The 23131-nt window shown below is 67.1% G+C and carries 26 protein-coding genes; 9 read left to right on the top strand and 17 right to left on the bottom strand.

Going from position 1 to position 23131, the window contains the following annotated elements:
- Positions 1–109 precede the first annotated feature (109 nt).
- Together ACOTSS_RS08975 and ACOTSS_RS08970 are read left to right on the top strand one after the other, a co-directional pair.
- Complete coding sequence (locus ACOTSS_RS08975) at positions 110–793, top strand: GcrA family cell cycle regulator (protein WP_448691145.1); 684 nt, start codon at positions 110–112, stop codon at positions 791–793.
- A 32-nt stretch (positions 794–825) separates the two neighbouring features.
- Positions 826–1200: a PaaI family thioesterase gene (locus tag ACOTSS_RS08970; RefSeq protein ID WP_448691144.1), complete on the top strand. Its 375-nt coding sequence runs from the start codon at positions 826–828 to the stop codon at positions 1198–1200.
- A gap of 192 nt (positions 1201–1392) precedes the next feature.
- On the opposite strand, the gene ACOTSS_RS08965 is transcribed toward ACOTSS_RS08970, so the two are convergent.
- Positions 1393–2214, bottom strand: a complete 822-nt coding sequence (locus ACOTSS_RS08965) for an outer membrane protein (RefSeq protein ID WP_448691143.1) — start codon at positions 2212–2214, stop codon at positions 1393–1395.
- A gap of 171 nt (positions 2215–2385) precedes the next feature.
- Here ACOTSS_RS08965 and parE point away from each other — a divergent pair, with 171 nt between their 5' ends.
- From parE to ACOTSS_RS08945, 4 genes are all read left to right on the top strand, one after another.
- Entirely contained in the window at positions 2386–4365 is a 1980-nt protein-coding gene (parE, locus tag ACOTSS_RS08960) for a DNA topoisomerase IV subunit B (RefSeq protein WP_448691142.1), read from the top strand.
- Between the two features lie 82 nt (positions 4366–4447).
- Positions 4448–4972: an RNA polymerase sigma factor gene (locus ACOTSS_RS08955; protein WP_448691141.1), complete on the top strand. Its 525-nt coding sequence runs from the start codon at positions 4448–4450 to the stop codon at positions 4970–4972.
- Positions 4969–5550: a hypothetical protein gene (locus tag ACOTSS_RS08950; RefSeq protein ID WP_448691140.1), complete on the top strand. Its 582-nt coding sequence runs from the start codon at positions 4969–4971 to the stop codon at positions 5548–5550. Before ACOTSS_RS08955 ends, ACOTSS_RS08950 begins: the two co-directional genes overlap by 4 nt.
- Positions 5550–6863 (top strand): serine hydrolase, encoded by a 1314-nt coding sequence (locus tag ACOTSS_RS08945; protein WP_448691139.1) that lies wholly within the window; start codon positions 5550–5552, stop codon positions 6861–6863. Before ACOTSS_RS08950 ends, ACOTSS_RS08945 begins: the two co-directional genes overlap by 1 nt.
- A gap of 214 nt (positions 6864–7077) precedes the next feature.
- On the opposite strand, the gene ACOTSS_RS08940 is transcribed toward ACOTSS_RS08945, so the two are convergent.
- From ACOTSS_RS08940 to uvrC, 7 genes are read right to left on the bottom strand one after another with little or no spacing between them, the layout of a single operon-like run.
- A complete protein-coding gene (locus ACOTSS_RS08940; protein ID WP_448691138.1) occupies positions 7078–7869 on the bottom strand; it encodes a LysR family transcriptional regulator in 792 nt (263 codons plus the stop codon).
- On the bottom strand, positions 7866–8267 hold the full coding sequence (gene apaG, locus ACOTSS_RS08935; RefSeq protein WP_448691315.1) for a Co2+/Mg2+ efflux protein ApaG: 402 nt from the start codon (positions 8265–8267) through the stop codon (positions 7866–7868). The genes ACOTSS_RS08940 and apaG overlap by 4 nt, the downstream gene beginning before the upstream one ends.
- Positions 8268–8284: 17 nt before the next feature.
- Positions 8285–9493, bottom strand: a complete 1209-nt coding sequence (locus ACOTSS_RS08930) for a trans-sulfuration enzyme family protein (protein WP_448691137.1) — start codon at positions 9491–9493, stop codon at positions 8285–8287.
- A gap of 13 nt (positions 9494–9506) precedes the next feature.
- Entirely contained in the window at positions 9507–10553 is a 1047-nt protein-coding gene (leuB, locus tag ACOTSS_RS08925) for a 3-isopropylmalate dehydrogenase (protein ID WP_448691136.1), read from the bottom strand.
- Between the two features lie 48 nt (positions 10554–10601).
- Positions 10602–11339, bottom strand: coding sequence for a DNA repair protein RecO (gene recO, locus ACOTSS_RS08920; protein ID WP_448691135.1), 738 nt, complete (start codon positions 11337–11339; stop codon positions 10602–10604).
- Entirely contained in the window at positions 11327–11719 is a 393-nt protein-coding gene (locus tag ACOTSS_RS08915) for a PaaI family thioesterase (RefSeq protein ID WP_448691134.1), read from the bottom strand. Before ACOTSS_RS08915 ends, recO begins: the two co-directional genes overlap by 13 nt.
- A gap of 12 nt (positions 11720–11731) precedes the next feature.
- Positions 11732–13666, bottom strand: a complete 1935-nt coding sequence (gene uvrC / locus ACOTSS_RS08910) for an excinuclease ABC subunit UvrC (protein ID WP_448691314.1) — start codon at positions 13664–13666, stop codon at positions 11732–11734.
- Positions 13667–13866: 200 nt separating this feature from the next.
- Here uvrC and ACOTSS_RS08905 point away from each other — a divergent pair, with 200 nt between their 5' ends.
- Complete coding sequence (locus tag ACOTSS_RS08905) at positions 13867–14295, top strand: surface-adhesin E family protein (RefSeq protein ID WP_095389145.1); 429 nt, start codon at positions 13867–13869, stop codon at positions 14293–14295.
- A 92-nt stretch (positions 14296–14387) separates the two neighbouring features.
- On the opposite strand, the gene ACOTSS_RS08900 is transcribed toward ACOTSS_RS08905, so the two are convergent.
- The 8 genes from ACOTSS_RS08900 to ACOTSS_RS08865 all read right to left on the bottom strand — a co-directional run bounded on the left by ACOTSS_RS08900 (position 14388) and on the right by ACOTSS_RS08865 (position 20966).
- Positions 14388–14924, bottom strand: coding sequence for a F0F1 ATP synthase subunit B family protein (locus tag ACOTSS_RS08900; RefSeq protein ID WP_448691133.1), 537 nt, complete (start codon positions 14922–14924; stop codon positions 14388–14390).
- Entirely contained in the window at positions 14917–15414 is a 498-nt protein-coding gene (locus tag ACOTSS_RS08895; RefSeq protein WP_448691132.1) for a F0F1 ATP synthase subunit B family protein, read from the bottom strand. The genes ACOTSS_RS08900 and ACOTSS_RS08895 overlap by 8 nt, the downstream gene beginning before the upstream one ends.
- Before the next feature lie 90 nt (positions 15415–15504).
- Positions 15505–15735, bottom strand: a complete 231-nt coding sequence (locus tag ACOTSS_RS08890; protein ID WP_067108963.1) for a F0F1 ATP synthase subunit C — start codon at positions 15733–15735, stop codon at positions 15505–15507.
- A 41-nt stretch (positions 15736–15776) separates the two neighbouring features.
- The gene (locus ACOTSS_RS08885) at positions 15777–16559 is read right to left on the bottom strand and encodes a F0F1 ATP synthase subunit A (RefSeq protein WP_448691313.1); all 783 of its coding nucleotides are present in this window, start codon (positions 16557–16559) and stop codon (positions 15777–15779) included.
- A 47-nt stretch (positions 16560–16606) separates the two neighbouring features.
- Positions 16607–16945: an AtpZ/AtpI family protein gene (locus ACOTSS_RS08880; protein WP_448691312.1), complete on the bottom strand. Its 339-nt coding sequence runs from the start codon at positions 16943–16945 to the stop codon at positions 16607–16609.
- Positions 16946–17174: 229 nt separating this feature from the next.
- Positions 17175–17543 carry a YdbL family protein gene (locus tag ACOTSS_RS08875; protein ID WP_448691131.1) on the bottom strand — a complete coding sequence of 123 codons (369 nt, stop codon included), beginning with the start codon at positions 17541–17543 and terminating at the stop codon, positions 17175–17177.
- A gap of 58 nt (positions 17544–17601) precedes the next feature.
- Positions 17602–17817, bottom strand: coding sequence for a YnbE family lipoprotein (locus tag ACOTSS_RS08870; RefSeq protein ID WP_448691130.1), 216 nt, complete (start codon positions 17815–17817; stop codon positions 17602–17604).
- The gene (locus ACOTSS_RS08865; RefSeq protein WP_448691129.1) at positions 17814–20966 is read right to left on the bottom strand and encodes an intermembrane phospholipid transport protein YdbH family protein; all 3153 of its coding nucleotides are present in this window, start codon (positions 20964–20966) and stop codon (positions 17814–17816) included. Before ACOTSS_RS08865 ends, ACOTSS_RS08870 begins: the two co-directional genes overlap by 4 nt.
- 154 nt (positions 20967–21120) lie before the next feature.
- Here ACOTSS_RS08865 and radC point away from each other — a divergent pair, with 154 nt between their 5' ends.
- On the top strand, positions 21121–21819 hold the full coding sequence (gene radC, locus ACOTSS_RS08860) for a RadC family protein (protein WP_448691128.1): 699 nt from the start codon (positions 21121–21123) through the stop codon (positions 21817–21819).
- Positions 21820–22041: 222 nt separating this feature from the next.
- Positions 22042–22446 (top strand): nucleoside diphosphate kinase regulator, encoded by a 405-nt coding sequence (rnk, locus tag ACOTSS_RS08855; protein WP_448691127.1) that lies wholly within the window; start codon positions 22042–22044, stop codon positions 22444–22446.
- A gap of 88 nt (positions 22447–22534) precedes the next feature.
- On the opposite strand, the gene ACOTSS_RS08850 is transcribed toward rnk, so the two are convergent.
- The gene (locus ACOTSS_RS08850; protein WP_448691126.1) at positions 22535–23104 is read right to left on the bottom strand and encodes a calcium-binding protein; all 570 of its coding nucleotides are present in this window, start codon (positions 23102–23104) and stop codon (positions 22535–22537) included.
- Between the last annotated feature and the right edge of the window lie 27 nt (positions 23105–23131).

The following is a 23131-nucleotide window of genomic DNA, read 5'->3' as shown; positions in this document are numbered from 1 at the left end:
GCCTCCCCGACTTTACCGCAAGCTGGGCAGCCGCCGCGCCGATCCGTCCGGAACGGCCCGAAAGGATCGCTGCGCCGCCCGCGGCGTGAGACAATGAGGAATGTGAAGCATGTCATGGACTGACCAGCGCATCGAACAGCTGCGCAGCATGTGGGAAAAGGGCCTGACCGCCAGCCAGATCGCCGACGAGCTCGGCGGGGTCAGCCGCAACGCGGTGATCGGCAAGGCGCACCGTCTGGGGCTGAAATCGCGGCCGTCGCCCGTGAAGGCGACCGAGAAGGTCGTGAAACCCGCCAAGGCGCCCGCCGCGCCCAAGGCCGCCGCGCCGGCGCCGCGCGCGGCCGCTCCCGCCGCGCCGCGCCCGGTAGCGACGCCGAGGCCCGAACCCAGGCCCGCCGCCGCCGACGCGGCGCCCGAGGATGCCGGCACTGAAGCTGCGCCCGCGAAGCCCGATGCGCCGCGCATCGTCTCGATCGGCCCCGGCGGCTTCATCCGCCAGGGACCCGGCGACCAGCAGGCGCCGATTCCGCCCGCGCCGCCGCGTCGGCTGGTGCCCGCGAAGCCGAGCCCCGAGATCGCCGACAAGACGAGCCTGCTCGACCTCAACGACCGCATCTGCCGCTGGCCGATGGGGCATCCGGGCGAACCCGATTTCCATTTCTGCGGGCAGGCGGTGAACCCCGGCTTCCCCTATTGCGTCGAACATTGCGGCCGCGCCTATCAGGCGCAGCTGCCGCGCGGCACGCGCCGCCCGCCCCCGCCCCCGCCCTTCGGCGGGCCGCGCGTGCGGTGAGGCCGTTCGGGCAGGAATTCGAATTCGCGCGCATGCTCGGCTTTCAGATGGTCGAGCGCGGCGACGGGCGGTGCCGGATGGCGATCGACGTCGAACGCGGACGCCATTTCAACCCGCAGGGCGTGGCGCATGGCGGCGTCGCCTATTCGCTCGCCGATACGGCGATGGGCGGTGCGCTGACCAGCCAGCTGCCCGACGACCTCTGGTGCGCGACGCTGGAGATCAAGTTCAACTACCATGTCGGGGTCGGCGAAGGCCTGCTGACCTGCGACGCGTCGGTGCTCCATCGGGGCAAGCGGATCGCCAACATCGACGCACGCCTGTTCCAGCACGACCGCCTAGTCGCGAGCGCCAACGGCAATTTCGCGATCTTCGCGGCGCCGCTGGGCGGTAGGTCGGTGGAATAGCCTCCCGCGCGACCGTTTTGGTGGGGGAGCTGACGTTGCATCCGATAAGCCCCTCCCCTTCAGGGGAGGGGCTTTCTCTCTGCCTATGGCCGCTACCGGTCGGAAACGGACGCATCTGCAAGTGATGCAAACCCCACAGGAAAGGGCGCCCGATCTTTCGATCCGGCGCCCTTCCCTGTCGTTTCCGATCGATCAGAAGCGGAAGTTGACCGATGCCCGCACGCTGTGGGTGCGGAAATGCGGGTCGCTGCGCTTGATGTCGGCGCCTTCGCCGAACGGGTTGGCGTCGGGCGCGGTGCCCTGCCCGACCTGGACGGTGTAATCATCGTCGTTGAGGTCGGTGTAGAGATATTCGAGGCCCAGCGAGACATTCCTGGTCAGCATCGCTTCCGCGCCGCCGCCCGCCGAATAGCCCCAGGCGTTGGTCTTGCCGTTGTCGGCAAAGCTGTTCGCGCTGTTGGTCGTCGCGAAGCGGTTGTCCATCTTCGCATAAGCGCCGCCGCCGGTGGCATAGAAGAGCACGCCGCCGCCGGGGGTGTAGCCCGCGCGTAGGCGGGCGCCGGCCTGCCAGTCGGCCTCGCGGCTCATCGTGTAGCTCGCGGGCGTCGTGGAGAAGCCCGACACGCGGTCGCGCGCCTCGCTGCGGCCGCCTTCGAGAACGGCGCCGACGACGAAATTGCCCATCCGCTTGTCGTAGCCGAGGCGCGCCATATATTCGGCGCCGTCCTTGTCGTTGGTACAGTCGCGGTTCGCGGTGCCCGTGGCGCCACCGCCGCAGAAACCGGGCGAGAAAGCGTTGTTGCCGCCCGCGGTATTGACGGGATCGCCATAGGTGCCGTCGAGGTCTGTGTCGAACGTCAGCGTTTCATGGCCGTCGTTCGGCTGCATCGTGTATCCGCCGACGACGCCGATGTAGGGGCCGTTGAAATCCTCCGCGGCGTCACGATCCTGGGCCATGGCGGGGACGGCGAGCGATCCGGCGGCCGTGGCGATGAGGAGAGATGTGAACTTCATATGTTTTACTCCGATATTTGATGGCCTTGCAGCCTTCCGGAAAACCCGCCCCTTGGCGCCGAAGTTCCTCCCCGTGCCGAAAACGGGACGAGCCGTTTTCGCGTCAAACGGCCGCAAAGCCGCTGAAAACCGCCCTTGCCAGCGGCCTTCGACACCCCCTATAGCCATGGCATGAGTCACGATTTGTTCGACAGCAGCACCCCGGCGGCCGACAGCTACAACGCCTCGCAGATCGAGGTGCTCGAAGGGCTGGAACCGGTCCGCCGCCGCCCCGGCATGTATATCGGCGGCACCGACGAACGCGCGCTTCACCACCTCGCCGCCGAGGTGATCGACAACAGCATGGACGAGGCGGTCGCCGGTCACGCGAGCCGCATCGAGATCGAGCTCGACGTCGGCAACCGGCTGACGGTGATCGACAACGGGCGCGGCATGCCGGTCGATCCGCATCCGAAGTTCCCGGGCAAATCGGCGCTCGAAGTCATCATGACCATGCTCCATTCGGGCGGCAAGTTCGAGGGCAAGGCCTATGCGACCTCGGGCGGGCTTCACGGGGTCGGCGTCAGCGTCGTCAACGCGCTGTCGACCGAAACCGAGATCGAAGTCGCGCGCGGCAAGCAGCTCTATCGCCAGCGTTTCTCGCGCGGGGCTCCGCTCGGCGGGCTCGAGGAGCTCGGCCCGACGCCGAACCGCCGCGGCACGAGCGTGTCCTTCATCCCCGACCCCGAAATCTTCGGCGAGCATGGCCGCTTCAAGCCGCAGCGCCTCTATCGCATGGCGCGCTCGAAGGCCTATCTGTTCGCGGGGGTCGAAATCCGCTGGAAATGCGCGCCCGAACTGATCGGCGACGACACCCCCGCCGAGGCGGTGTTCCAGTTTCCCGGCGGGCTCGCCGACCATCTGAAGGAGCAGATCGGCAGCCGCGAATGCGCGACCGCCGACCCCTTTACCGGACGGCAGGATTTCCCCGACGGGCAAGGCCGCGCCGAATGGGCGATCGCCTGGCCGCTGTGGTCCGATGGCAGCTATAGCTGGTATTGTAACACGATCCCCACCCCCGCCGGCGGCACCCACGAGGCGGGGCTGCGCGCCGCGCTGACCAAGGGCTTGCGCGCGTTCGGCGAGCTGATCGGGCAGAAGAAGGCGACGCAGATCACCGCCGACGATGTGTTCAACGGCGGCGAGATGATGCTGTCGGTGTTCATCCGCGACCCGCAGTTCCAGAGCCAGACCAAGGACCGGCTGTCGAGCCCCGAGGCCGCGCGCTTCACCGAGAACGCGATCCGCGACCATTTCGACCATTTCCTCTCCGACAATATGGACCGCGGCCGCGCGTTGCTGGGCCTGATCCTCGAGCGGATGGAAGAGCGGCTGAAGCGCAAGGCCGAACGCGAGGTGAAGCGCAAGACCGCGACCAGTGCGCGCAAGCTCCGCCTGCCCGGCAAGCTCACCGACTGTGCGAACGACGGCCCCGAAGGCACGGAATTGTTTATCGTCGAGGGCGACAGCGCCGGCGGCAGCGCCAAGCAGGCGCGCGACCGCAAGACGCAGGCGATCCTGCCGATCCGCGGCAAGATCTTGAACGTCGCGAGCGCGAGCGCCGACAAGATTCGCGCCAATCAGGAAATCGCCGACCTCGCGCTCGCGCTCGGCTGCGGGATGCGCAAGGACTGCGACGCCGACCGGCTGCGCTACGAGAAGATCGTGATCATGACCGACGCCGACGTCGACGGCGCGCATATCGCGACCCTGCTGATGACCTTCTTCTTTCAGGAGATGCCCGATATCGTGCGCGAGGGGCATGTCTATCTGGCGCAGCCGCCGCTCTATCGCCTGACCGCGGGGTCGACGTCGGCCTACGCCCGCGACGACGAGCATCGCGCAGAGCTCGAGGCGACGCTTTTCAAGGGCAAGAAGGTCGAAGTCGGCCGCTTCAAGGGCCTGGGGGAAATGAACCCCGGCCAATTGAAGGAAACGACGATGGACCCGGCGACGCGCTCGATGCTGCGAGTCACGCTGCCGCAGGAATATGAGGAGCGCCATCTGGTCAAGGATCTGGTCGACCGGCTGATGGGCAAGCACCCGGAGCATCGTTTCCAGTTCATCCAGGCCAATGCGGCGAGCCTCGATGAGGCGGCGATCGACGCCTGAGGAAAAATTTCCGCGCGCTCTGTCAGAAGTTTCCGTCGCCGCCGACTAAAGGGACATGCGACACGAAATTCCGGAGCGCGATGTGGACGAACGCGAACAGGATCGCGCCTTTGCCGAAGCCATCGAGCGCTTCGGCCCCGGTCTCGCCCGTATGGCGCGCGGCTATGAGGCCGATCCCGACCTCCGCCGCGACCTCGAGCAGGACGTGCAGGTCGCGCTGTGGCAGAGCTTTGCCCATTTCGACGGCCGCTGCGCGCTGAGCACCTGGGTGTGGCGCGTCGCGCACAATCGCGCGACATCGCATATGCTGGCGCATCGCCGCCGCAACGCGCCCGGCTGGTCGAGCCTCGATGCCATCGAGATCGCCGATGCCGCGCCCTCCCCCTTCGACGCCGCCGAAAGCGGCCAGGCGATGGCGCTGGTCCTGTCGATCGTCGAGCGGCTCGATCCGCCCGACCGCCAGATATTGCTTCTCTATCTGGAAGGCATTGCCGGCGCCGAGATCGCCGCGATCACGGGCGTTACGCCCGATATGGTGACGACCCGGATTCACCGTTTCAAATCCATGCTGACGCGCCGCTTCGCGCGCGAAGGAGAGCCTGTATGAGCCCGCCCGACGACCGGAGCCTGCACGCGCTGTGGCAGAGCGGTGCTGCCGAAATCGCGCCTTTGTCGCTTGCCGAGATCAAACGCCGCGCCGGCAGGCTGGGCGATGGCGTCGCGCGCCGCAACCGCCGCGAATATATCGCGATCGGCATCGTGGCGGCGGTGTTCGGCCTCTATGCGATCCTCCTGCCCGGATATTGGCTCAAGACCGGCAGTCTGCTTGTTATCGCCGGCGCGCTTTTCGTCGGCTGGCAGCTCGCACACCGTAGCTCGCGACCCGATCCCGATGCCGAAGCGGCAGACGTCCGGACCTATTACCGCACCCGCCTCGTCACCGAGGAACATATGCTGGCACGGGTCGGACGCTGGTATCTGGCGCCGCTGATCCCCGGACTCGCGGTTTTTCTGGCGGGGATTGCGTTCGTCGCGTCCCTCTCGCCGCTCGGCTTCGCGGCGCTGGCAGCGATCCACGCTCTGGTGTTTCTCGGCATCTGGTTGCTCAACCGGCGTGCCGCCGCCATGCTGCGCGATCAGATCGCGCGGATCGACGACACCGCCTCTTCCAAAGGAGATAGCTGATGCCCCGCTTTCCGACGGCGATCCTGCTCGCAGCCGCGGCGACCCAAATTCCGGCTTCCGCATCGGCGCAGCTCACGCCGGAGACCGCAAAGGCGGGCGAAACGGCGTTCGACATGCGCGCGGCGCAGCTCGTCGACCTGCTTACCGGAAAGATCGCCTATGCCGAATATTTCGCCCTCTCGTTCCAGCAGGCGGTGCCCGAGGCGCAGTTCAAGGCGATCACCGCCAATCTGATCGCGCAATATGGTCAGCCGGTGGCGGTCGAATCGGCCAGCTCGACCGATGGCCGGCAAGGCACGGTGAAACTGCGCTTCGAAAAGGGTATCGGCACGGTTGCGCTCGCCGTGGGGGTGGAAGCCGATCGGCGCGTCGAGGGGCTACGCATCCAGAACGTCGTCATGGCCGACGACAGCTTCGACCGCATCGCCGGCGAAATGGCGGCGCTGCCGGGCACGACTGGCTTTCTCGCCGCCGAACTCGACAGCCAGACGATCAGGCCGCTCGCCGCCGCGAACGCCGACCGGCAGTTCGCGATCGGATCGACCTTCAAGCTCTATATTCTTGACGAACTCGCGGCGCAGGTAGCGGCGGGCAAGCGCAAATGGTCCGACGTCGTTCCGCTCTCGCACCTCAGCTTCTCTTCGGCGGCGACGGCGAACTGGCCGAAGGATATGCCCGTCACGCTGCAGACGCTCGCCAACTGGATGATCTCGGTCAGCGACAATGGCGCGACCGATACGCTGATCCACCTGCTCGGGCGCGAGGCGATCGAGGCGCGGATGCGCGCGGCGGGGCATAGCGATCCGTCGCGTAACACCCCCTTCCTGACCACGGTCGAGGCGTTCGCGCTCAAGGGCAATAATTTCGCGGATCTGCGCACCCAATTCGTTGCTGGCGACGATGCGGCGCAGCGGCGGCTGCTCGACACGAACGCCGACCGGCTGGTGCTCGCCCATGTCGACGGGGTTAGCTTCGGCGGCAAGCCGCGCTTCATCGACAGCCTCGAATGGTTCGCGACGCCGAACGATCTGGCGCGGGCGCTCGCCGACCTCAAGACACGGAACAATCCGCAGGCGATGGCGGCGATGGCGATCAACAACGGGGTCGGCCCCGCCGCTGCGGCCGACTGGCGCTATCTCGGCTACAAGGGCGGCTCCGAACTCGGTGTGCTGTCGATGAGCCTGCTCGGGCAGCGCAAGTCGGACGGCCAATGGGTGGTCGTCACCGCGAGCTGGAACAATCCCGATGCGGATGTGGCGGCGGAGACGCTGAGCGGGATGGTGACCCGCCTGCTGGCGCTGGCGGCGAAATAGAGTTTTTTGACTCGTACAAAGCCACGAAGCCACGAAGAGACCTCTCTTCCTCCGTTTGTGCTGAGCTTGTCGAAGCACCGTTCTTTTCAGCATCAAAGGGAAGAACGGCCCCCTTCGACTGACTTGTCAGTCGCTCAGGACAGGCTTCGACAAGCTCAGGGCGAACGGTATTGGGGACCCTCTTTGTGGCTTCGTGGCTTTGTGCGAGGAAAAATCAGGCCGTCAGCGCTGCGACGAGCGCCTTGACCTTTGCCTGTCGCCACTGGGGTGTCGGGGCGACCAGCCAATAGCCGCGCTTGGCGGCAAAGGGTTCGCGCACGACGCGGACGCGCCCGGCGGCGATATCGGCCTCGGCGAGCATCGCGGGGACATTGGCCTGCCCGAGCCCGTTGGCGGCGGCATCGATCGCCAACCCCGCGTCGCCGAGCCGCAGCGCGGGCTCGCCATCCTCGACCGGGCAGCCGGGCCAGGCGATGTGCGTCTCGCTGTCGCTGCCGGGCCCCGCGACGGTGACCATTGCCGCTTCGGCGAGCGCGACGCCCTCATGCTCGCCCGCGCCGTCGGTCCAGAAGATCGCGAGGTCGAGGTTCGCCTCGGTAAAGTCGATTCCGCCGTCGGCCGAAACGAGCGTGAAGCGCACGTCGGGCGCCTGCTGGCTGTAGCGCGCCAGGCGCGGCGCGAGCCATTTGGCGGTCAGGTCGCGCGGCGCGGCGATCGTCAGCGATTGCGACGACTGCCCCGCCTGCATCGCGCGCACCGATTCCTCGAACTGCAGGAAGCCCTGGCGCAGCGCGTCGAGCCCGGCATTGGCCTCGCCCGTCAGCTCGAGCCCCTTGGGCGTGCGCCGGAACAGGACGACGCCGAGCATATCCTCGAGCGCACGGATCTGTTGCCCGACCGCGGCGGGGGTCACCGCCAGCTCGTCGGCGGCGCGCGTGAAGCTGAGGTGCCGGGCGGCGGCGTCGAACACGCGCAGCGCGTTGAGCGGAAGATGGGTGCGCTTCATGATGCGGTCGCCGGCGCCACGAGCGGAAAATGCGGGATGGCGACGAGCATCTGCGACCCGTCGCCGATCTCCATCATATAGCTGCCGACCATCGACCCTTCGGGGGTGGGCAGCGGGCAGCCGGAGACATAATCGAAGGCGCCGCCGGGCGCGATCAGCGGCTGTTCGCCGACGACCCCCTCGCCTTCGACTTCGCTCACCTGGCCCTGGCCGTCGCTGATCCGCCAGTGGCGGCTGATCAGCTGCACCGCCGTCTCGCCCCGATTTTCGATCCGGACGTGATAGGCCCAGAACCAGCGCCCGAGCGCAGGGTGCGACTGTTCGGGCAGATAGCTGACCGACACGCGCACCGTGACCGGCCCGGTGGTCGCCGCGAAGGGGAAGAAGGAGTCGATCATCGTCTCCACAGAATCGCCTATAGCCCGACCTTGGTCAATGCCTGCTCCAGATCGGCGATCACGTCGCGCGGATCTTCGAGCCCGATGTTGATGCGCAGCAAGCCTTCGTCGACGCCCATGTCGAGCCGCACGTCGGGGCTGACACCATAATGGGTGGTCGTCCAGGGATGGCAGCAGAGGCTGCGCGCGTCGCCGATATTGTTGCTGATGTCGACGAGTTCGAGCGCGTTGAGGAAGGCCATCGCCTGCTTGGCTCCGCCGGGCAGTTCGAAGGCGAAGATCGGTCCGCAAGCGTCCATCTGGCGCATCGCGAGTTCGTGCTGCGGATGGCTGGCGAGCCCCGGGTGAAGCATGCGCGAAACGCGCCCCTCGATCGCCTTGCCGACCGCGAGCGCATTATCCGACTGGCGTTGCGCACGAAGGTCGAGCGTTTCCAGGCCTTTCAGCACCACCCAGGCGTTGAACGGCGACAGATTGGGTCCGGTGTTGCGCTGGAAGGGCAGCAGCACCTCGTTGATGAACTTCTCCGTTCCACACACCGCGCCGGCGAGAACGCGGCCCTGTCCCTCCATCAGCTTGGTCGCCGAGTAGGCGACGACGTCGGCGCCGAAATCGAGCGGGCGCTGGAGCACGGCGGTCGCAAAGGCATTGTCGACAACGCTGGTGATTCCGTGGGCGCGGGCGAGGCCGCAGACATGCGCCATGTCGACGATGTCGAGCGTCGGGTTCGCGGGGGTTTCGAAGAAGAAGACCTTGGTGTTGGGGCGGATCGCCTTTTCCCATGCGTCATTGTCGCGGCCGTCGACGACCGTCGATTCGATCCCGAAGCGCGGGCAGAGCGTATCGACGAGCCAGCGGCACGACCCGAACGCCGCCTTCGCCGCGACGATATGATCGCCGGCGGAAAGCTGGCAGAGCAGCGCGGTGGTCATCGCCGCCATGCCGCTCGCCTGGACCCGGCACGCCTCGGCACCCTCGATCAGCGCGATCCGCTCTTCGAGCATCGCGACGGTCGGGTTCTGCAGGCGCGAATAGGTCATGCCCTGCGCGTCGCCGCTGAAGCGCGCCGCGACTTCCTCTGCGCTGTCATAGCTGTAGCCCGAGGTCAGGAAGAGCGCCTCCGACGTCTCGCCATGCTCGCTGCGCCACGTCCCGCCGCGCACCGCGCGCGTCGCGGGGTGCCAGTTCTTCGTCGTGCTGCGATCGAAACCCGTCTTCTTCTTCATCGTTTCCGTCCGCCTATCCGTTCAGGGCCGCGACCACCGCATCGCCGAGCGCGGTCGTCGTCATGTCACCGCCGAGGTCGGCGCCCCGGCATCCGTCCGCCAACACCGCCGCGACCGCGGCCTCGATCCGCGCCGCGCTCGCCTCGTCGCCGCCCGAATGGCGGAGCAGCATCGCGAGCGACAGGATCATCGCGAGCGGGTTGGCGATCCCCTTCCCCGCGATGTCGGGCGCGCTGCCGTGGATCGGCTCGTACAGCCCCAGCCGGCCCGCGCCAAGCGAAGCCGATGCAAGCAGGCCGATCGACCCGACGCACATCGACGCCTGGTCGGACAGGATGTCGCCGAACAGATTGCCGGTGACGACGACGTCGAACTGCCCCGGATTGCGCACGAGCTGCATCGCGGCATTGTCGACATACATATGGCTGAGCGCGACATCGGGATAGTCGGCAGCGACCTCGGTCACCACATCGCGCCAGAGCTGCGAGGTTTCGAGGACATTGGCCTTGTCGACCGAGCAGAGCCGCTTCTGCCGCCCCTGCGCCGCCTTGAAGGCGACATGCGCGATCCGCCGCACTTCGCTCTCACTGTACGACATGACGTCATAGCCTTCGCGCTCGCCGCTCGCCGTGGTCCGGGTGCCCTTCTCGCCGAAATAGACATCGCCGTTGAGTTCGCGGACGATCAGCAGGTCGATCGCCGACGCGACCTCGGGCCGCAGCGCCGAGCTGTCTTCGAGTCCCGCGAACAGCTTGGCGGGGCGCAGGTTGGCGAACAGGCCGAGTTCGGCGCGCAGGCCGAGAATCGCCTGTTCGGGGCGCAGGTGCCGCTCGACATTGTCGAAGCGCAGGTCGCCGACCGCACCGAACAGAAGCGCATCGGCCGCTTTCGCCTTCGTCAGCGTCTCGGGCGGCAGCGGGTGTCCGGTCGCTTCATAGGCCGCGCCCCCGACGAGCGCACGATCGAGCGTCACCGGCAGCGCGAGGGCCGCGAGGACCTTTTCGGCCTCCGCCATGATCTCGGGACCGATACCATCGCCAGCCAGCAGCAGGATTTTCAACGCTTCGCCCTTTCGTGTCTCGCGAGCCGCTTAAGGAGCGGCGGCGAGTCACGCAACCGCCCTCTTGAGCCGGCCCACCAATCTTTCCCTCGCCGTCAGCAAGTCACGGTTGCGCCCTTCGATCAGATCGCGGTCGAGGAAATGGCCGGTAATCGCCAGCCCGTCGAGCACATCGGCCAGCGCGGGGTCGCTGTCCGCGCCGCGCAGGAAGGGCGGCAAGCGGAACAGGCGCGCCTCGTATCCAGCGGCCGCACCCGCGCTCACCGCCCCGCCCGATTTGGGGCTGACGAAGGCGAGATCAGTTTCCGAACCGGTCGCGACGCATTCCTCAAGATTGAGTCCGAAGCCGAGTTCGGCGAGCAGCAGCAGCTCGTAGCGCGCAAGCGCGGCCGCCCATTGCCGCGCCGACGCCGCCACTCCGATCGCGTCGAGAACCGCTGACAGCGCCGCGTAGAGCGCCGGATAAGGCTGGCTTTCGGGCAGCGTCGCGGCGGTCAGGCTGGTCGCCCAGTCGATCGCCGCCGCCGGCAGCGGCTCGGCGAGCAGCGGCGCGCGGCTCGTCAGCAATTCGGCGGTCGCGCCGCCGAGTTGGTCCTCGGTTCGCGCGCGCAGTTCGAGCGCGACGAGATTGCCCGGCATCAGGATCGGCCGCAGCCGGCGCGACCGTCCGCCGCGGACATAGCCCGCGACCAGCCCGGCATCGCGGGTCAGCGCGCGCAGAATCGCGCCATGCTCGCCATGCGCGCGGACCGCGCAGACGATCGCCTCGGCGCTCAGGCTGGCCAAAGCACCATCTGCGTCTGGGTGACGAGCGCGACCTCGGCCCCCTGCTCGGTACGGATGCGCGTCTGCCACACCGACAGCCGCTTGCCGATCTTCACGGGCGTCGCTTCACCGACGAGAACCGATCCCACCGGCCCGCCACCGAGGAAATTGGTCTTGCTCTCGATCGTCGTCGTGCCGCCCGCGCCTTCGGGAAGCGTCAGAAAGGCGCCCACCGCGCCGAGGCAATCGGCAAAGGCCATGATCGCGCCGCCATGGACGATGTTCCCCGCGGTGCAGATGTCGGGTCGCACGGGAAGCGTGCCCGCGACGCGATCCTTGGTGCCTTCGTCGATGGTGACGCCGAGCGTCTTTGCCAGCGGCATCGCGGCTGCGAAATCCATGTCCCGTTCCTCTCAGCTTCCCGGATTGTAGAAATCATACACCGCCTGCGCGACGCCCGCGCTGACCCCCGGTGCGCGCTTCAGATCCTCGAGGCTCGCGCTGCGGATCGCGCGCGCGGTGCCGAAGTGCATGAGCAGCGCCTTTTTGCGCGCGGGGCCGATGCCCGGCACCTCGTCGAGCGGCGAGCTTCCCATCGCCTTGGCGCGCTTCTGACGGTGCGCGCCGATCGCGAAACGGTGCGCCTCGTCGCGCAGCCGCTGGATGTAGAAAAGCACGGCGTTGTTCGGCGGCAGCGTGAATTCGCGCCCGTCGGGCAGGTAGAAGGTCTCGCGCCCGGCGTTGCGGTCGGGTCCCTTGGCGACGCCCACATAGGGCATATCGTCGATCCCCAATTCGGCGAACACCGCCGACACCGCCGACACCTGCCCCTTGCCGCCGTCGATCAGCACCAGGTCGGGCCATTCGCCCTTCGTCCGTTCGGGGTCTTCTTCGATCGCGCGTGCGAAGCGGCGCTGGAACACTTCGCGCATCATCGCGAAATCGTCCCCGGGCTGCGTTTCGGCGCGCTTGATGTTGAACTTGCGATAGGCGCCCTTGATCCAGCCCTCGGGCCCCGCGACGACCATGGCACCCAAGGCATTGGTGCCCTGGATATGGCTGTTGTCATAGATTTCGATGCGCTGCGGCGACTCATCGAGGTCGAACAGCTCGGCGAGTTCGCGGCCGAGCTTAGCCTGGCTGCTGCTCTCGGCGAGCCGCCGGTCGAGTTCCTCGCCCGCGTTACGCACTGCCTGTTCGAGCAGGCGTCGCCGGTTGCCGCGTTGGGGTACTCCGATCTCGACCTTGCGCCCCGCCGTCTCGCCGAGCGCCTCGGCGAGAAGCGCGCATTCGGCGGGCTCGCGGTCGACGAGGATCAACTTCGGCGGCGGCACGCCTTCGTAGAATTGCATGAGGAAGCTCGCCATCACCTCTTCCTCGGGAACCCCCACGACATGCGCGGGGAAGAAGCTGCGATGCCCCCAATTCTGTCCGCCGCGGATGAAGAAGCCCGAGATGCAGAGCTGGCCGCCCTTCGCCGCGAGCGCGAAGACGTCGGCGTCGCCGAGTCCGTCGGCGTGGACCGACTGGCTGCCCTGGATGAAGGTCAGCGACTTGAGCCGGTCGCGCAGGACGGCGGCCAGCTCATAATCCATCGCCTCGGCCGCCTGCGTCATCGCATCGCCCAGCCGCTTCTGCACCGCGGTCGAGCGGCCTTCGAGGAAATCCTGGGCATCGCCGACCAGCCCGGCATAATCCTCCTTCGAGATGCGATCGACGCACGGCGCCGAGCAGCGACGGATCTGATAGAGCAGGCACGGCCGCGAGCGGTTGGCGAAGAAGCTGTCGGTGCAGCTGCGCAGCAGGAAGGTTTTTTGCAGCGCGTTGAGCGTGCGGTTCACCGATCCGGCGCTCGCGAAAGGCCCGTAGTAGCGCCCCTTGGCGCGCCGTGCGCCGCGGTGCTTCTGCACCCGCGGAAAGTCGTGATCCATGCGCAGCAGGATGAAGGGGAAGCTTTTGTCGTCGCGCAGCAGCACGTTGTACGGCGGGCGATAGCGCTTGATCAGCTGCGCCTCGAGCAGCAGCGCCTCGGCCTCGCTGTTCGTCGTGACGATCTCCATCGCCCGTGTCTGCGCGACCATGCGCTGAAGCCGCTGCGGCAGCCGCGCGACCTGGGTGTAGTTGGTGACGCGGTTCTTGAGCGCGCGCGCCTTCCCGACATAAAGCACGTCGCCGCGCGCATCGAGCATGCGATAGACGCCGGGACGCACGGGCAGCTTGCGGACGACGCCGCGGATGACACCGGCGCCGCGCTCGAGGTCGGGTTTGTCGCCCTCCTCGCCGCTACCGCGGATCACATAAGTGGCTTTTTCTTCGTTGAACCGGTCGGGAGCATTGGGGCGAGCCATATTCTGCATGTAGGCGAAGGCAGTGCGGGCCGCCATAGCGTCGGACGTAATGCACCGCCGCTTTTCGCTATCGCGCGATCGATTTCGGCCAAGCGAGGCGCCCGAATTTATTTTGCTTAGCGCCGCCGTTCAGCCCTCTTCACGCCGCCCCGCACCTATGGCAGAGTTTGGCGGGGCGCTTGATCAAGTGGGGGATTCTCATGCGTTTGCTGTTGGCCGCCGTCGCGCTGTTGCCGCTCGTTCCGACCGAAGCGGCCGCCGAAAGCTGGTATCTGGTCGGTGGGAACGAAAATACCCGGACCTATGTCGATCTTTCGAGCCTGCGCCCGCTCGACAACAAGATGATCGGCGACATCCAGAGCGTCTATTCGACGCCGCTCGACGGCGACATCTGGGGCGTGAAGATCCGGCAGGAATTCGACTGCACCGGCAATTATTTCCGCACGCTGCAATACAGCTATTATGGCGCCAGGGGCGCCTATATCGACACCGAGGCGTCGGAAACGATCAATGAGCAGAAAGTTCCCGCGCCGGACAGCATCAACGAAGCGGTGATGGAGTTCGTCTGCTACCGCACCGGCGGCACGCAGGTCGCCAATCCGTTCGACGACGCCGCGGCCAATTTCTAGGGTGGTGCGCGATATTCGCCGTTAGCCAAGCACTTCCATAACAAAACGCCCGCGGAAATCCGCGGGCGTTTTGTGCCGGCAATATCGGACGGTCAGCCCTTGGAGACCGCCGCGATCGCCTGATCGACCAGCGCCTTGTCGGCCTTGGCGTCGTGCTTGGCCGCGATCAGCGTCGCCGCGGCGTCGGTTGCCGCCTTGGCGGCCGCGGTGCGGACCTCGGCGAGCGCACCCGCTTCGGCCGCCGCGATGCGGTCTTCGGCCATCTGCTTGCGGCGCGCGATCAGCGCGGTTGCGTCGGCCTTCGCCTTGGCGACCAGCGCTTCTGCTTCGGCATTGGCGCGCGCGCGCATCTCTTCGGCTTCGCGCGTCGCGTCGGCGAGCTTGGCTTCATACTCCGCCTTCAGCGATTCGGCGTCGAGGCGAAGCTGTTCGGCCTCGTCGAGCTGCGTCCGGATCTCTGCGATGCGCTTGTCGAGCATGGCGCCGAGCCCCGCGGGAGCTTTCTTCCAGACCAGCACGAGCAGGAAGATCGTCATCGCGAGCGCGACCCACCAGCTCGGCGACGACAGGAAGCCCGCGCCGCCGCCATGCGCAGCGCCCGCGGCTTCGGAGAGGATCAGTTCAACCATGGAGCACCGCCTTCACCGCCTGCTTCGCATCCGCCGCGGCGACCTTCACGCCCGAAAGCTTGGCGACGAGTTCGCCCGCCGCTTCAGCCGCGACAGCCTCGATCTCGGCCATCGCCGACTTGCGCGCCGCGGAGACGTCAGCCTCCGCAGCCGCGAGCTTGTCCGCCAGCTCGGCATCGACCTTGGCAAGGCGCTTTTCTGCGTCGCGCGCCGCCTTGTCCTTGGCGTCCTGCACCGCGGCCTGCGCCGCTGCGCGGCTGAGGTCGCTCTGCTGGCGATATTGTTCTTCCAGCCCGTCGGCCGAAGCGTGCGCCGCCTTCGCCGCCGCCAGATCGTCGGCGATCTTGCGATCGCGCGCATCGACCGTCGCTTCGATCTTGGGATACATGCCCAGACCGATCACCACGAACACCGCGCCGAAAATCAGCGCGAGCCAGAAAAGCTGCGAGGCAAAATACCAGTTTTCAGCCAGCTGGTTAATCTGTGGCATCTATCTTCTTCCGCTTGACGACTGGACCGGAATCCGCACCCGGATGCGATGCCGCGCCGTCCCGCGAACCGGGATCGGCGCGGCGCCGGATCAGGCTGCCTTCAGATACAGCAGGATCGCGATCAGGAACGACAGCAGGCCCAGAAGCTCGGCGGCGGCGAAGCCGATGAACAGGCGGCCCTGCTGGCCGTCGGCGGCGGCCGGATTGCGCAGCGCGCTTTCCAGGAAGCTGCCGAAAACATTGCCCACGCCGATCGCGGCCATGCCGGCGCCGATCGCGGCGAGACCGGCACCGATGAGCGTCGCTGCTTGTGCGTCCATGAATTTAACTCCTTGATATAATCGTTTGGTTTTAAACGGGATTAGTGAAGGTTGACCGCGTCGTTGATATAGAGCGAGGTCAACAGAGCGAAAACATAGGCCTGGATGCCGGCGACGAGCAGTTCGAGCGCGCTGATGCCGATCATCAGCGCCATGCTGGCGATGCCGACCGGCAGGCCGATTGCAGCGCCGGCACCCGAGCTCTGGACGATGAAGTTGGCGAACACTTCGAGCAGAACGTGCCCGGCGGTCATCGCGACGAACAGTCGCAGGCCGAGGCTGAACGGGCGCACCATGAAGGACACGAACTCGATCGGCGCGATGAAGGGAATCATCGGCCAGGGCGTGCCGTGCGGAACGAACAGCGAGAAGAAATGCAGGCCGTGCCGCCAGAAACCGACGACGAGCACGATCGCGAAGGAGAGGACCGCGAGCACCCCGGTGATGGTGAAGTGGCTAGTGACCGTCAGCGGATGCAGGCCGCCGAGGGCAAAAGGCACCATTCCCAGGATGTTGCAGAACAAAATGAACATGAAGAGCGAAAAGACATAGGGCGTATATTTGCGCCCTTCGGGTCCGATGTTCGTCGACATCATCGACGAAATGAAGCCGGTGAAGCCTTCGACCGCCATCTGCCAGCGGCCAGGAACGAGCTGGCGCTTCATACCGCCAAGCATGAACAGCCAGAGGATGACGGCGGCGGCGAGCATCCAGACCGCGCTGGTGGTGAGCCACACTTCCCGATCGCCCGCCGCGAACAGCTTCGCGATCGGCTCAACGGTGAACTGGTGCATCGGGTCGAATTTACCGGCCTCAGCGGACACGCTCGTCACTCCACACTATCCCTGGGCCTTGGCCGCGGGGCTGAACCTCACTGGTCCGAACCGCCCTTGCCGCGCGATGCGGCATTGGCGATCCGGAAGATATTCCGGAAGGCGACGATGATCCCGAGGGCCAGCATCCCCAACAAACCCCAGGGCGACGTGCCCGCGAACCGGTCGATCAGCCAGCCGATCAACGCTCCGCCCAGCAATCCGCCCAGCAGCTCCGCCAGCACCCGATTTCCGAGCCGGTAATTGGCATCGGATTCGGGTGCGGCGATCCCGGCCCGCCTGGCTTCTGCGGCTTCGGCCCGGTCCAATCGCTCTTCGAGCGAGACCAGGCGCGAATCCTCCGAGCCAAGTTCCGGATCGCTGCCGTTCCCCGTCATCATGCGCCATCCTCCTGAAACAGAAGCGGAAACCTCCGATTCTGCCTGCGAAAAAAGGCCCGAAAAATCGGGGGACCCCTAAGGCGCGGCCCGTTTAGGAATGCCGCCCCGCGAAGTCAATGCTTGTGCGCGGGTGCACAAAAATGACCGCGCGCAGGCGCACAAAAATGCCGCCGCGTTTAGGGGCGCGGCGGCATTGGCGCCCGCGGGCGCCCTTGAAAACAATGTCTTAGGGGCAGCGCGAATCGCGCACCGGCGGACCGCTGTCGCGCGTCAGCCAGCGGCCGTCGGGCGCCTTGTATTTTTCGCCCGGCTTGGTCTTCGCGATCAGATTGCATCCCGTCGCGAAGGCGAACTGCTCGACCGTGCTGCCCTGCGGTGCGTTTGCGGTGTAAGCCGCCTTGCGCTTGATGTTGATGTCGTTGACGATGTCGCGCACCGCCGCCGTCGGGCTCGACACGAAGCCCAGATAGCCATCGGGCTGTTCACCGACCTGCCCCGCCGAGCGCGCCGCCTCATAGGCGGGATCGCGCTGCGCCATCGCCGAGGGAACCGCGACGGCGACCGCGGCGGTCACCGTGATCGCGGCCATCGCCATTCCGCCAGATTTCCAGTGTTTCCAACGCATCGTCATTCTACCCCATTCTCCGTTTCGATCAGAAGATATCCTCATTCTGCTCGATCAATTTCTTCGCATCGCCATCAAGCTTGTACACGATTTCCTGCTTGATGTTGATGTTGAGGTTGATCTCGATCGGCTTGTCGGGCGTGTCGATCTGCACACAGGCGGAAAGGCCCGCCACGCCGCAGAGGATCGCCAGATACCGGCCGCCGATAGCCAGCCTCCTTCTTTCCTTGTTGGATATCGTCATGGCACGGGCTCGCTTTCTGGGGGCTGAACGGGCGGTTCAGCGCCCGGTTTGGCGGCATCGACCTGTTGCTGCACGCGCAGCAGGGTCGGAAGGTTCTGCTCGATCACCAGCGTCGGGTCGTAGAAACCCTTGGCCGAAGAGATGAGCTGGCGGAAGGGCGCCTGGATCTTGACGTTGAAGACGAAAGGCAGCTTCGCGACCTGACGGGTCAGGAAGTTCCGCGTCGCGCCCTCGCCCTGCCCCACGCCGCCAAAGCGGATATCGGTCACCATTTCCCCGTCGAGGTCCCCGTTGAGGATGATCGTCAGGTCGTCATATTGGAGACTGCGCAGCGCGCCAAAGGCAAAATTGGCGATGGTGCCCAGATTGTGGTTCGACAGTTCGCCGACATAGGCGAGCGTCCCGCCGCCGCTGCGCGAATCGATGCGCCCGCCGACGATGCGTCCACCGAGCCCGTCGAACTCGACCGGCAGCGTCCCGTCGAACTTGCCGGTCGCGTTGATATTCTCGAACCCGAATTGCTGGAGGAAGACGGCGGCTTCGACGCCGACGATGTCGAAGGACAGGCGCCGCGGTTCGGTGGCGTTGAAATCGAGCGTCGCGGGGTGGAGCACCAGCTCGCCCCCGGCGAACGGCCAGCGTCCGCCCTCGATTCGGACACGGTTGTCGCCGAGCAGCCGATATTCGATCGTCCCTGCCGTGACGGGAATGCCGGGATTGATTTCGGCCACCGTCGCGATCTGCGAAGGCGCCGAGTGGAGCCCCACCAAATCGTCGAAGGTCAGCGTCGTCGTCAGCCCTTTGACGGGGCCGAAGGCGGCGGCGAGGTCGGTGTTCGCGGTGGCGAAGGTGCCGCGGCTGGTGACCCCCGCCGGGGTCCAATCGATCCGCCCGTCGCCCACCACGGAGCCCTGGACATTGGCGACGACGCCGAGTGCGAGCCGGGTGAGCTGGTCGGGCTGGAAGCCTTCGTCGAACCGCAGCTCGGGGACTTTCAGGTCGGCATGGCCCGTGCCCGAGCCCAGCTCGTGGAGGATCACGGTATCGAGGACCTTCCGTCCCGACTTGCGCTCGTGAAAGCTCGCGGTGGCGTCGATGCGCCCCGCCGCATAGCGGAGCGTCGCGGCATCGCTCGTCAGCGGAAAGAAGCGCGGATCGGGCGCGGCGTCGGTGAGCAGCAGCCCGCCGTCGAGCGTCAGCGCTCCGCCTTGCCAGCGCCATTGGCCGGCAATGTCGGAGAGGTTGAGCGGCACGGCGCCGATCTTGCCGCTCGCGCCCGTCAGATCGCCCTGCATGCCGCCCGCGGTGCCGCGCCCTGAAATGCGCGTGGCGGCGAAGCGCGTGACGCTGTCGCCCTCCCCTAGCCGCACATCGGCGCCGGCAAGCGTCCAGCGCATCGCGGCGAGGTCGACCTCGCCCCGCCCCGCATCGAAGGCAAAGGGCGATGAGCCGCTCGCCCCGCGCAGCGCGACGCCCGGAATGCGGACGATGCCGCGCAGGCCGTTCGGCCCGGCGCTGAGCAGCGGGGCGCCGGGGCGGCTGCACAGGTCGATGCCGCTGCGGCCGAAGCGGAAGCCTGCCGCCGCGAGCCGCTCGAAGCCGACGCGCGTGCAGCCGCCGCCGAGCGCGATGTCGCCGGTCGGCGCGACCGCTCCGGCGAGCGGGATCGTCAGCCCCTCGACGCGGCCGTCGGCGAGCGGGCCCGACAGCGTGGCGCGCGTCGCGAAGCGCACCATCCCGTCGCGGCCGCCCGAGAAACGGACCGGATCGAGCACCAGCCGCGCGCCGCCCGCGGTATAGGCATCGAGGCGTGCCTCGCCGCGCGTCGTCCCGTCGGCGCGGCGATCTAGCGCGAGCGATCCCGAGGGCAGATCGCCGCCCCCGAAGGTCCAGTCGCCCGCGATCGTCATCGCTGGAACCGGCGTTGCAAGCAGCCACGCGATGCGGCTGTCGGCGCTGCCCGCGATCCGTGCGCCGCTTGCGCTCCGAAGCTGCGGCGCGATCAATTCGAGCCGCGTGGTCCTGCCCTCGCCGGCGAGCGCGAAGGCGCTGCTGCCGCCCGTGTCGGCGAGCATGCGCGACAAGGCGGCGGTCGCCTTGGCGGCGAGCGGGCCGAGCGGGCTTCCGTCGAGACCTATGGCGCGCGCGGCAATCGAACGGCGCAGCGCCGCACCGGCGCTCGCCTCGGCAAAGCGGATATCGCCTTCGACCTGCGGCGCGGCATCGCCGACGACCGCCTTGGCCGACAGGTCGACGCGGCGCGCTGCGAAATCGAGCGCGCGCAGTTCGGCCATTTCGGCAGTCACATCGAGTTCGGTGCGTGCGGCGCTGCCGGAAAAGCGGGCCATGACGCCCAGCTTGTCGGCCCGCGCCGCACCCGCAGCGAGCTTCGCGATGCTCGCGTCGGCGGTGCCGCGCCAGCTTTGCAAATTTTCGGCGAGAGATACGTCGAGCGCGACCTGCGGGCTGCTCGCGCCGACGCTGCCGTCGGCACAGGTCAGGCGCTTGCCGCGCAGCGGGCCCTCGAGGGTCAGCCGGACGTCGCGGACCCGCACATCGCCGTAGAAACTGATGCCGTCCCCCGAACATCCGGCGGCGTCCAGGACCGGCGCGACGAGCGCGAGCTTGCCGGCGAAATCATTCCTGAGATTGCCGCCACCGTTGAGCACGGCGCCGATAACGCCCCACGGCGTTTCGATCCGCGCGCGGGCGTCGGTGAGGACCGCCGACAGGTCGGGCAAGGCGAAGGGCGTCGTGTCGGTCGGGTCGCGGAACTTGTCGAGCGATCCCAGCGAAAGCTGGCCATCGACGAAGCGACCGTAGAGGCGCACGCCATCGGCCCGGATTTCGGACACATAGGGGCCCGAAAAACCATAGCCGAGCGACACTTCGACCCGCTTTGCGGTCAGGTCGGGCCGTGCCGGATCGCCGATGACGACATTGCTCAGGCGTTCGGTGCGAAAGCCGATCTCGTCGATAGTGTAGCGCGCGGGAATGCCGCGGCTGTCGAGCTCGTCGCGGATGAAGCGGTCGGCGATCGGCTCGCGCGCCAGCCACAGGCCCAGCGCCAGCGCGGCGACGGCGCCCGCGGTTAGCCAGCGTTTCTTGAACAATCGCTTGGGAGGCGCCGGCGCTTCAGGGTCGGTCATGGCCTGCAACTATCGTCCGTCCTTCGACCGCGAAACCCGTTCCCGCAAGTGAACGCGCGGAAATCCCCTTTCGATGCAGGAGATTGGTCCGCAACGCTGTCGTTCTTTTCTATGACCGTTGAGTGCACCCCACAAGGCGGTTATTCCCGTGGGCATGGCCGATGCCGACGCGCCCGCGCCCCTTCCCGACCATGCGGGCCACCGCGCCCGCCTGCGCGCCCGCCTGCTCGGCGGCGATGCCGAGGGCATGGCCGATTACGAACTCGTCGAATATCTGCTCGCGCTCGCGATTCCGCGCCGCAACACCAAGCCGCTCGCCAAGGCGCTGCTGCGCGAATTCGGATCGCTCGCGCAGCTCGTCAGCGCCGACCCCGAATCGCTGCGGCGGGTCGAAGGCATGGGCGACACCGCGATCGCGGCGCTGAAGATCGTCCAGACTGCGAGCCTTCGGATGCTGAAGGGCGAGTTCCGCGAGAAACCCCTGCTCTCGAGCTGGGATTCGCTGCTCGACTGGCTGCGCGCCGATATGGGGCCGATCGACGTCGAGCGGGTGCGCGTTCTCTATCTCAACGCGCGCAACATGCTGATCCGCGACGAGCTGGTCAGCGAGGGGTCGATCGACCAGTCGGCGATCTATGTGCGTGAGGTGATCAAGCGCGCGCTCGAACTCGGCGCGGCGGCGATCATCCTCGTTCATAACCACCCGAGCGGCAGTCCCGAACCGAGCCGGCAGGACATCGCGATCACCCGCGACATCGCCGAAGCCGCGGCCAAGCTTGGAATCGTCGTTCACGATCATATCATTATCGGCGGATCGGACTATCGCAGCCTCCGCGCGCTCGGCTTGCTTTGATGCTCCATGCGCGCTTCATTTGACTTGCGCGGGCAAGGCGGACATCATGCCGCGATGCAGACGCTGCGCGCCCTGTCCCGACTCCACTCGCATGCGGGTCAACGCCTCGCGGGCCTTTAGCCCCGGGTCCGGCGCATCGTGCCCCGAGCCCGGGGCCAGCCTTCCTTCTCCCTACAATGCCATGCGGCAGGCGTGCGCCTGCCCGATCCGAAAGCCCTTACGATGACAACCCGCAGCCCGGCCAAGCGGCCGCCCATCCATATGATCGATTCCGAAGCCGATACGCTGACCGACCTCGCGCTGGCCCAGCAGGAACGCTCGCCGGTGGTCAGCGAGCTTCTGCTCGAAGAGATCAACCGCGCGAAAATACATCCCGTGAATAAAATCCCCGCGGATGTGGTGACGATGCACACGCGGGTCGAATTCGTCGACGAGGCGAACGGCGCGTCGCGCACCGTCGAGCTCGTCTATCCCGCCGACGCCGACATCGCGGCGGGGCGGGTTTCGATCATGACCCCGGTGGGCGCCGGGCTGATCGGGATGCGCGAAGGCCAGTCGATCCTGTGGCCCGACCGCGACGGCCAGCAGCGCCGGCTGTCGATCGTCAAGGTGCAACGCGCCGCATAGCCCAGACACTGGAGAAGGAATCGCGGATACGGCCGCCGGATCGCTCCGGCGGCCGCACCACCCGGTCAAGGGCGTCGATCCGCTGGGATCAGGCGCCGCGCGACAGGAAACCGGTCAGCTCTTCCTTGCTGACGCCGCCCGACTTGTCGGCATCGGCGGCGGCGAAGGCCTGACTCACCCAGGATTTGACCTGCTCCGATTCGGGGTCGACCGAGGGGTCGGTGGCGGTGCGGAGCTTCTTCATCCAGGTCGCGAACTCGGTTTCGTTGAGTTCGCTGTTCGCATCGGCGTCGTAGGTCGGGAACTCCTGGTTCACGATCTGCGCGACCTGATCGGGCGTCGCCGCCGTGCCTTGGGCGGGAGCCGGCTCGCTGGCAGGGGGCGCTGACGGATCGGTCGGCGTGGTCGGATCAGCAGGCGTCGTCGTGTCGGCCGGCGGGGTGGCGGTATCCGACGGCGGAGTCGACGTGTCGGGCGTCGGAGCCGGTTGCTCTGTCGGCGCGGGCGGCGTCGTGCTGTCGGGCGCCGGAGCCGTGTCGGTAGTGGGATCCGCCGGGGCCGGCTGGCTCGTCGGATCGTCGCCGGCAGGCGGGGTTTCCTGCGCCAGCGCGGGGAAGCTCACCGCTGCAGCGCCGATCAAAAGCATCTGTTTCAGCATCATATATCTCCTGTAGCGATGGCGGTG

The organism is Sphingopyxis sp. NJF-3, assembly GCF_053514865.1.
The sequence above is the reverse complement of the archived record's forward strand: the minus strand, read 5'-3'. Positions and strand labels throughout refer to the sequence as shown.

What these genes read in the sequence shown, in the direction of transcription:
- ACOTSS_RS08975 (WP_448691145.1), top strand. Translation starts at nt 110, where the DNA reads ATGTCATGGACTGACCAGCGCATCGAACAGCTGCGCAGCATGTGGGAA.
- ACOTSS_RS08970 (WP_448691144.1), top strand. Translation starts at nt 826, where the DNA reads ATGCTCGGCTTTCAGATGGTCGAGCGCGGCGACGGGCGGTGCCGGATG.
- ACOTSS_RS08965 (WP_448691143.1), bottom strand. Translation starts at nt 2,214, where the DNA reads ATGAAGTTCACATCTCTCCTCATCGCCACGGCCGCCGGATCGCTCGCC.
- parE (WP_448691142.1), top strand. Translation starts at nt 2,386, where the DNA reads ATGAGTCACGATTTGTTCGACAGCAGCACCCCGGCGGCCGACAGCTAC.
- ACOTSS_RS08950 (WP_448691140.1), top strand. Translation starts at nt 4,969, where the DNA reads ATGAGCCCGCCCGACGACCGGAGCCTGCACGCGCTGTGGCAGAGCGGT.
- ACOTSS_RS08945 (WP_448691139.1), top strand. Translation starts at nt 5,550, where the DNA reads ATGCCCCGCTTTCCGACGGCGATCCTGCTCGCAGCCGCGGCGACCCAA.
- ACOTSS_RS08940 (WP_448691138.1), bottom strand. Translation starts at nt 7,869, where the DNA reads ATGAAGCGCACCCATCTTCCGCTCAACGCGCTGCGCGTGTTCGACGCC.
- apaG (WP_448691315.1), bottom strand. Translation starts at nt 8,267, where the DNA reads ATGATCGACTCCTTCTTCCCCTTCGCGGCGACCACCGGGCCGGTCACG.
- ACOTSS_RS08930 (WP_448691137.1), bottom strand. Translation starts at nt 9,493, where the DNA reads ATGAAGAAGAAGACGGGTTTCGATCGCAGCACGACGAAGAACTGGCAC.
- ACOTSS_RS08915 (WP_448691134.1), bottom strand. Translation starts at nt 11,719, where the DNA reads ATGGATTTCGCAGCCGCGATGCCGCTGGCAAAGACGCTCGGCGTCACC.
- uvrC (WP_448691314.1), bottom strand. Translation starts at nt 13,666, where the DNA reads ATGGCTCGCCCCAATGCTCCCGACCGGTTCAACGAAGAAAAAGCCACT.
- ACOTSS_RS08905 (WP_095389145.1), top strand. Translation starts at nt 13,867, where the DNA reads ATGCGTTTGCTGTTGGCCGCCGTCGCGCTGTTGCCGCTCGTTCCGACC.
- ACOTSS_RS08900 (WP_448691133.1), bottom strand. Translation starts at nt 14,924, where the DNA reads ATGGTTGAACTGATCCTCTCCGAAGCCGCGGGCGCTGCGCATGGCGGC.
- ACOTSS_RS08895 (WP_448691132.1), bottom strand. Translation starts at nt 15,414, where the DNA reads ATGCCACAGATTAACCAGCTGGCTGAAAACTGGTATTTTGCCTCGCAG.
- ACOTSS_RS08890 (WP_067108963.1), bottom strand. Translation starts at nt 15,735, where the DNA reads ATGGACGCACAAGCAGCGACGCTCATCGGTGCCGGTCTCGCCGCGATC.
- ACOTSS_RS08880 (WP_448691312.1), bottom strand. Translation starts at nt 16,945, where the DNA reads ATGACGGGGAACGGCAGCGATCCGGAACTTGGCTCGGAGGATTCGCGC.
- ACOTSS_RS08875 (WP_448691131.1), bottom strand. Translation starts at nt 17,543, where the DNA reads ATGGCGATGGCCGCGATCACGGTGACCGCCGCGGTCGCCGTCGCGGTT.
- ACOTSS_RS08870 (WP_448691130.1), bottom strand. Translation starts at nt 17,817, where the DNA reads ATGACGATATCCAACAAGGAAAGAAGGAGGCTGGCTATCGGCGGCCGG.
- ACOTSS_RS08865 (WP_448691129.1), bottom strand. Translation starts at nt 20,966, where the DNA reads ATGACCGACCCTGAAGCGCCGGCGCCTCCCAAGCGATTGTTCAAGAAA.
- radC (WP_448691128.1), top strand. Translation starts at nt 21,121, where the DNA reads ATGGCCGATGCCGACGCGCCCGCGCCCCTTCCCGACCATGCGGGCCAC.
- rnk (WP_448691127.1), top strand. Translation starts at nt 22,042, where the DNA reads ATGACAACCCGCAGCCCGGCCAAGCGGCCGCCCATCCATATGATCGAT.
- ACOTSS_RS08850 (WP_448691126.1), bottom strand. Translation starts at nt 23,104, where the DNA reads ATGCTGAAACAGATGCTTTTGATCGGCGCTGCAGCGGTGAGCTTCCCC.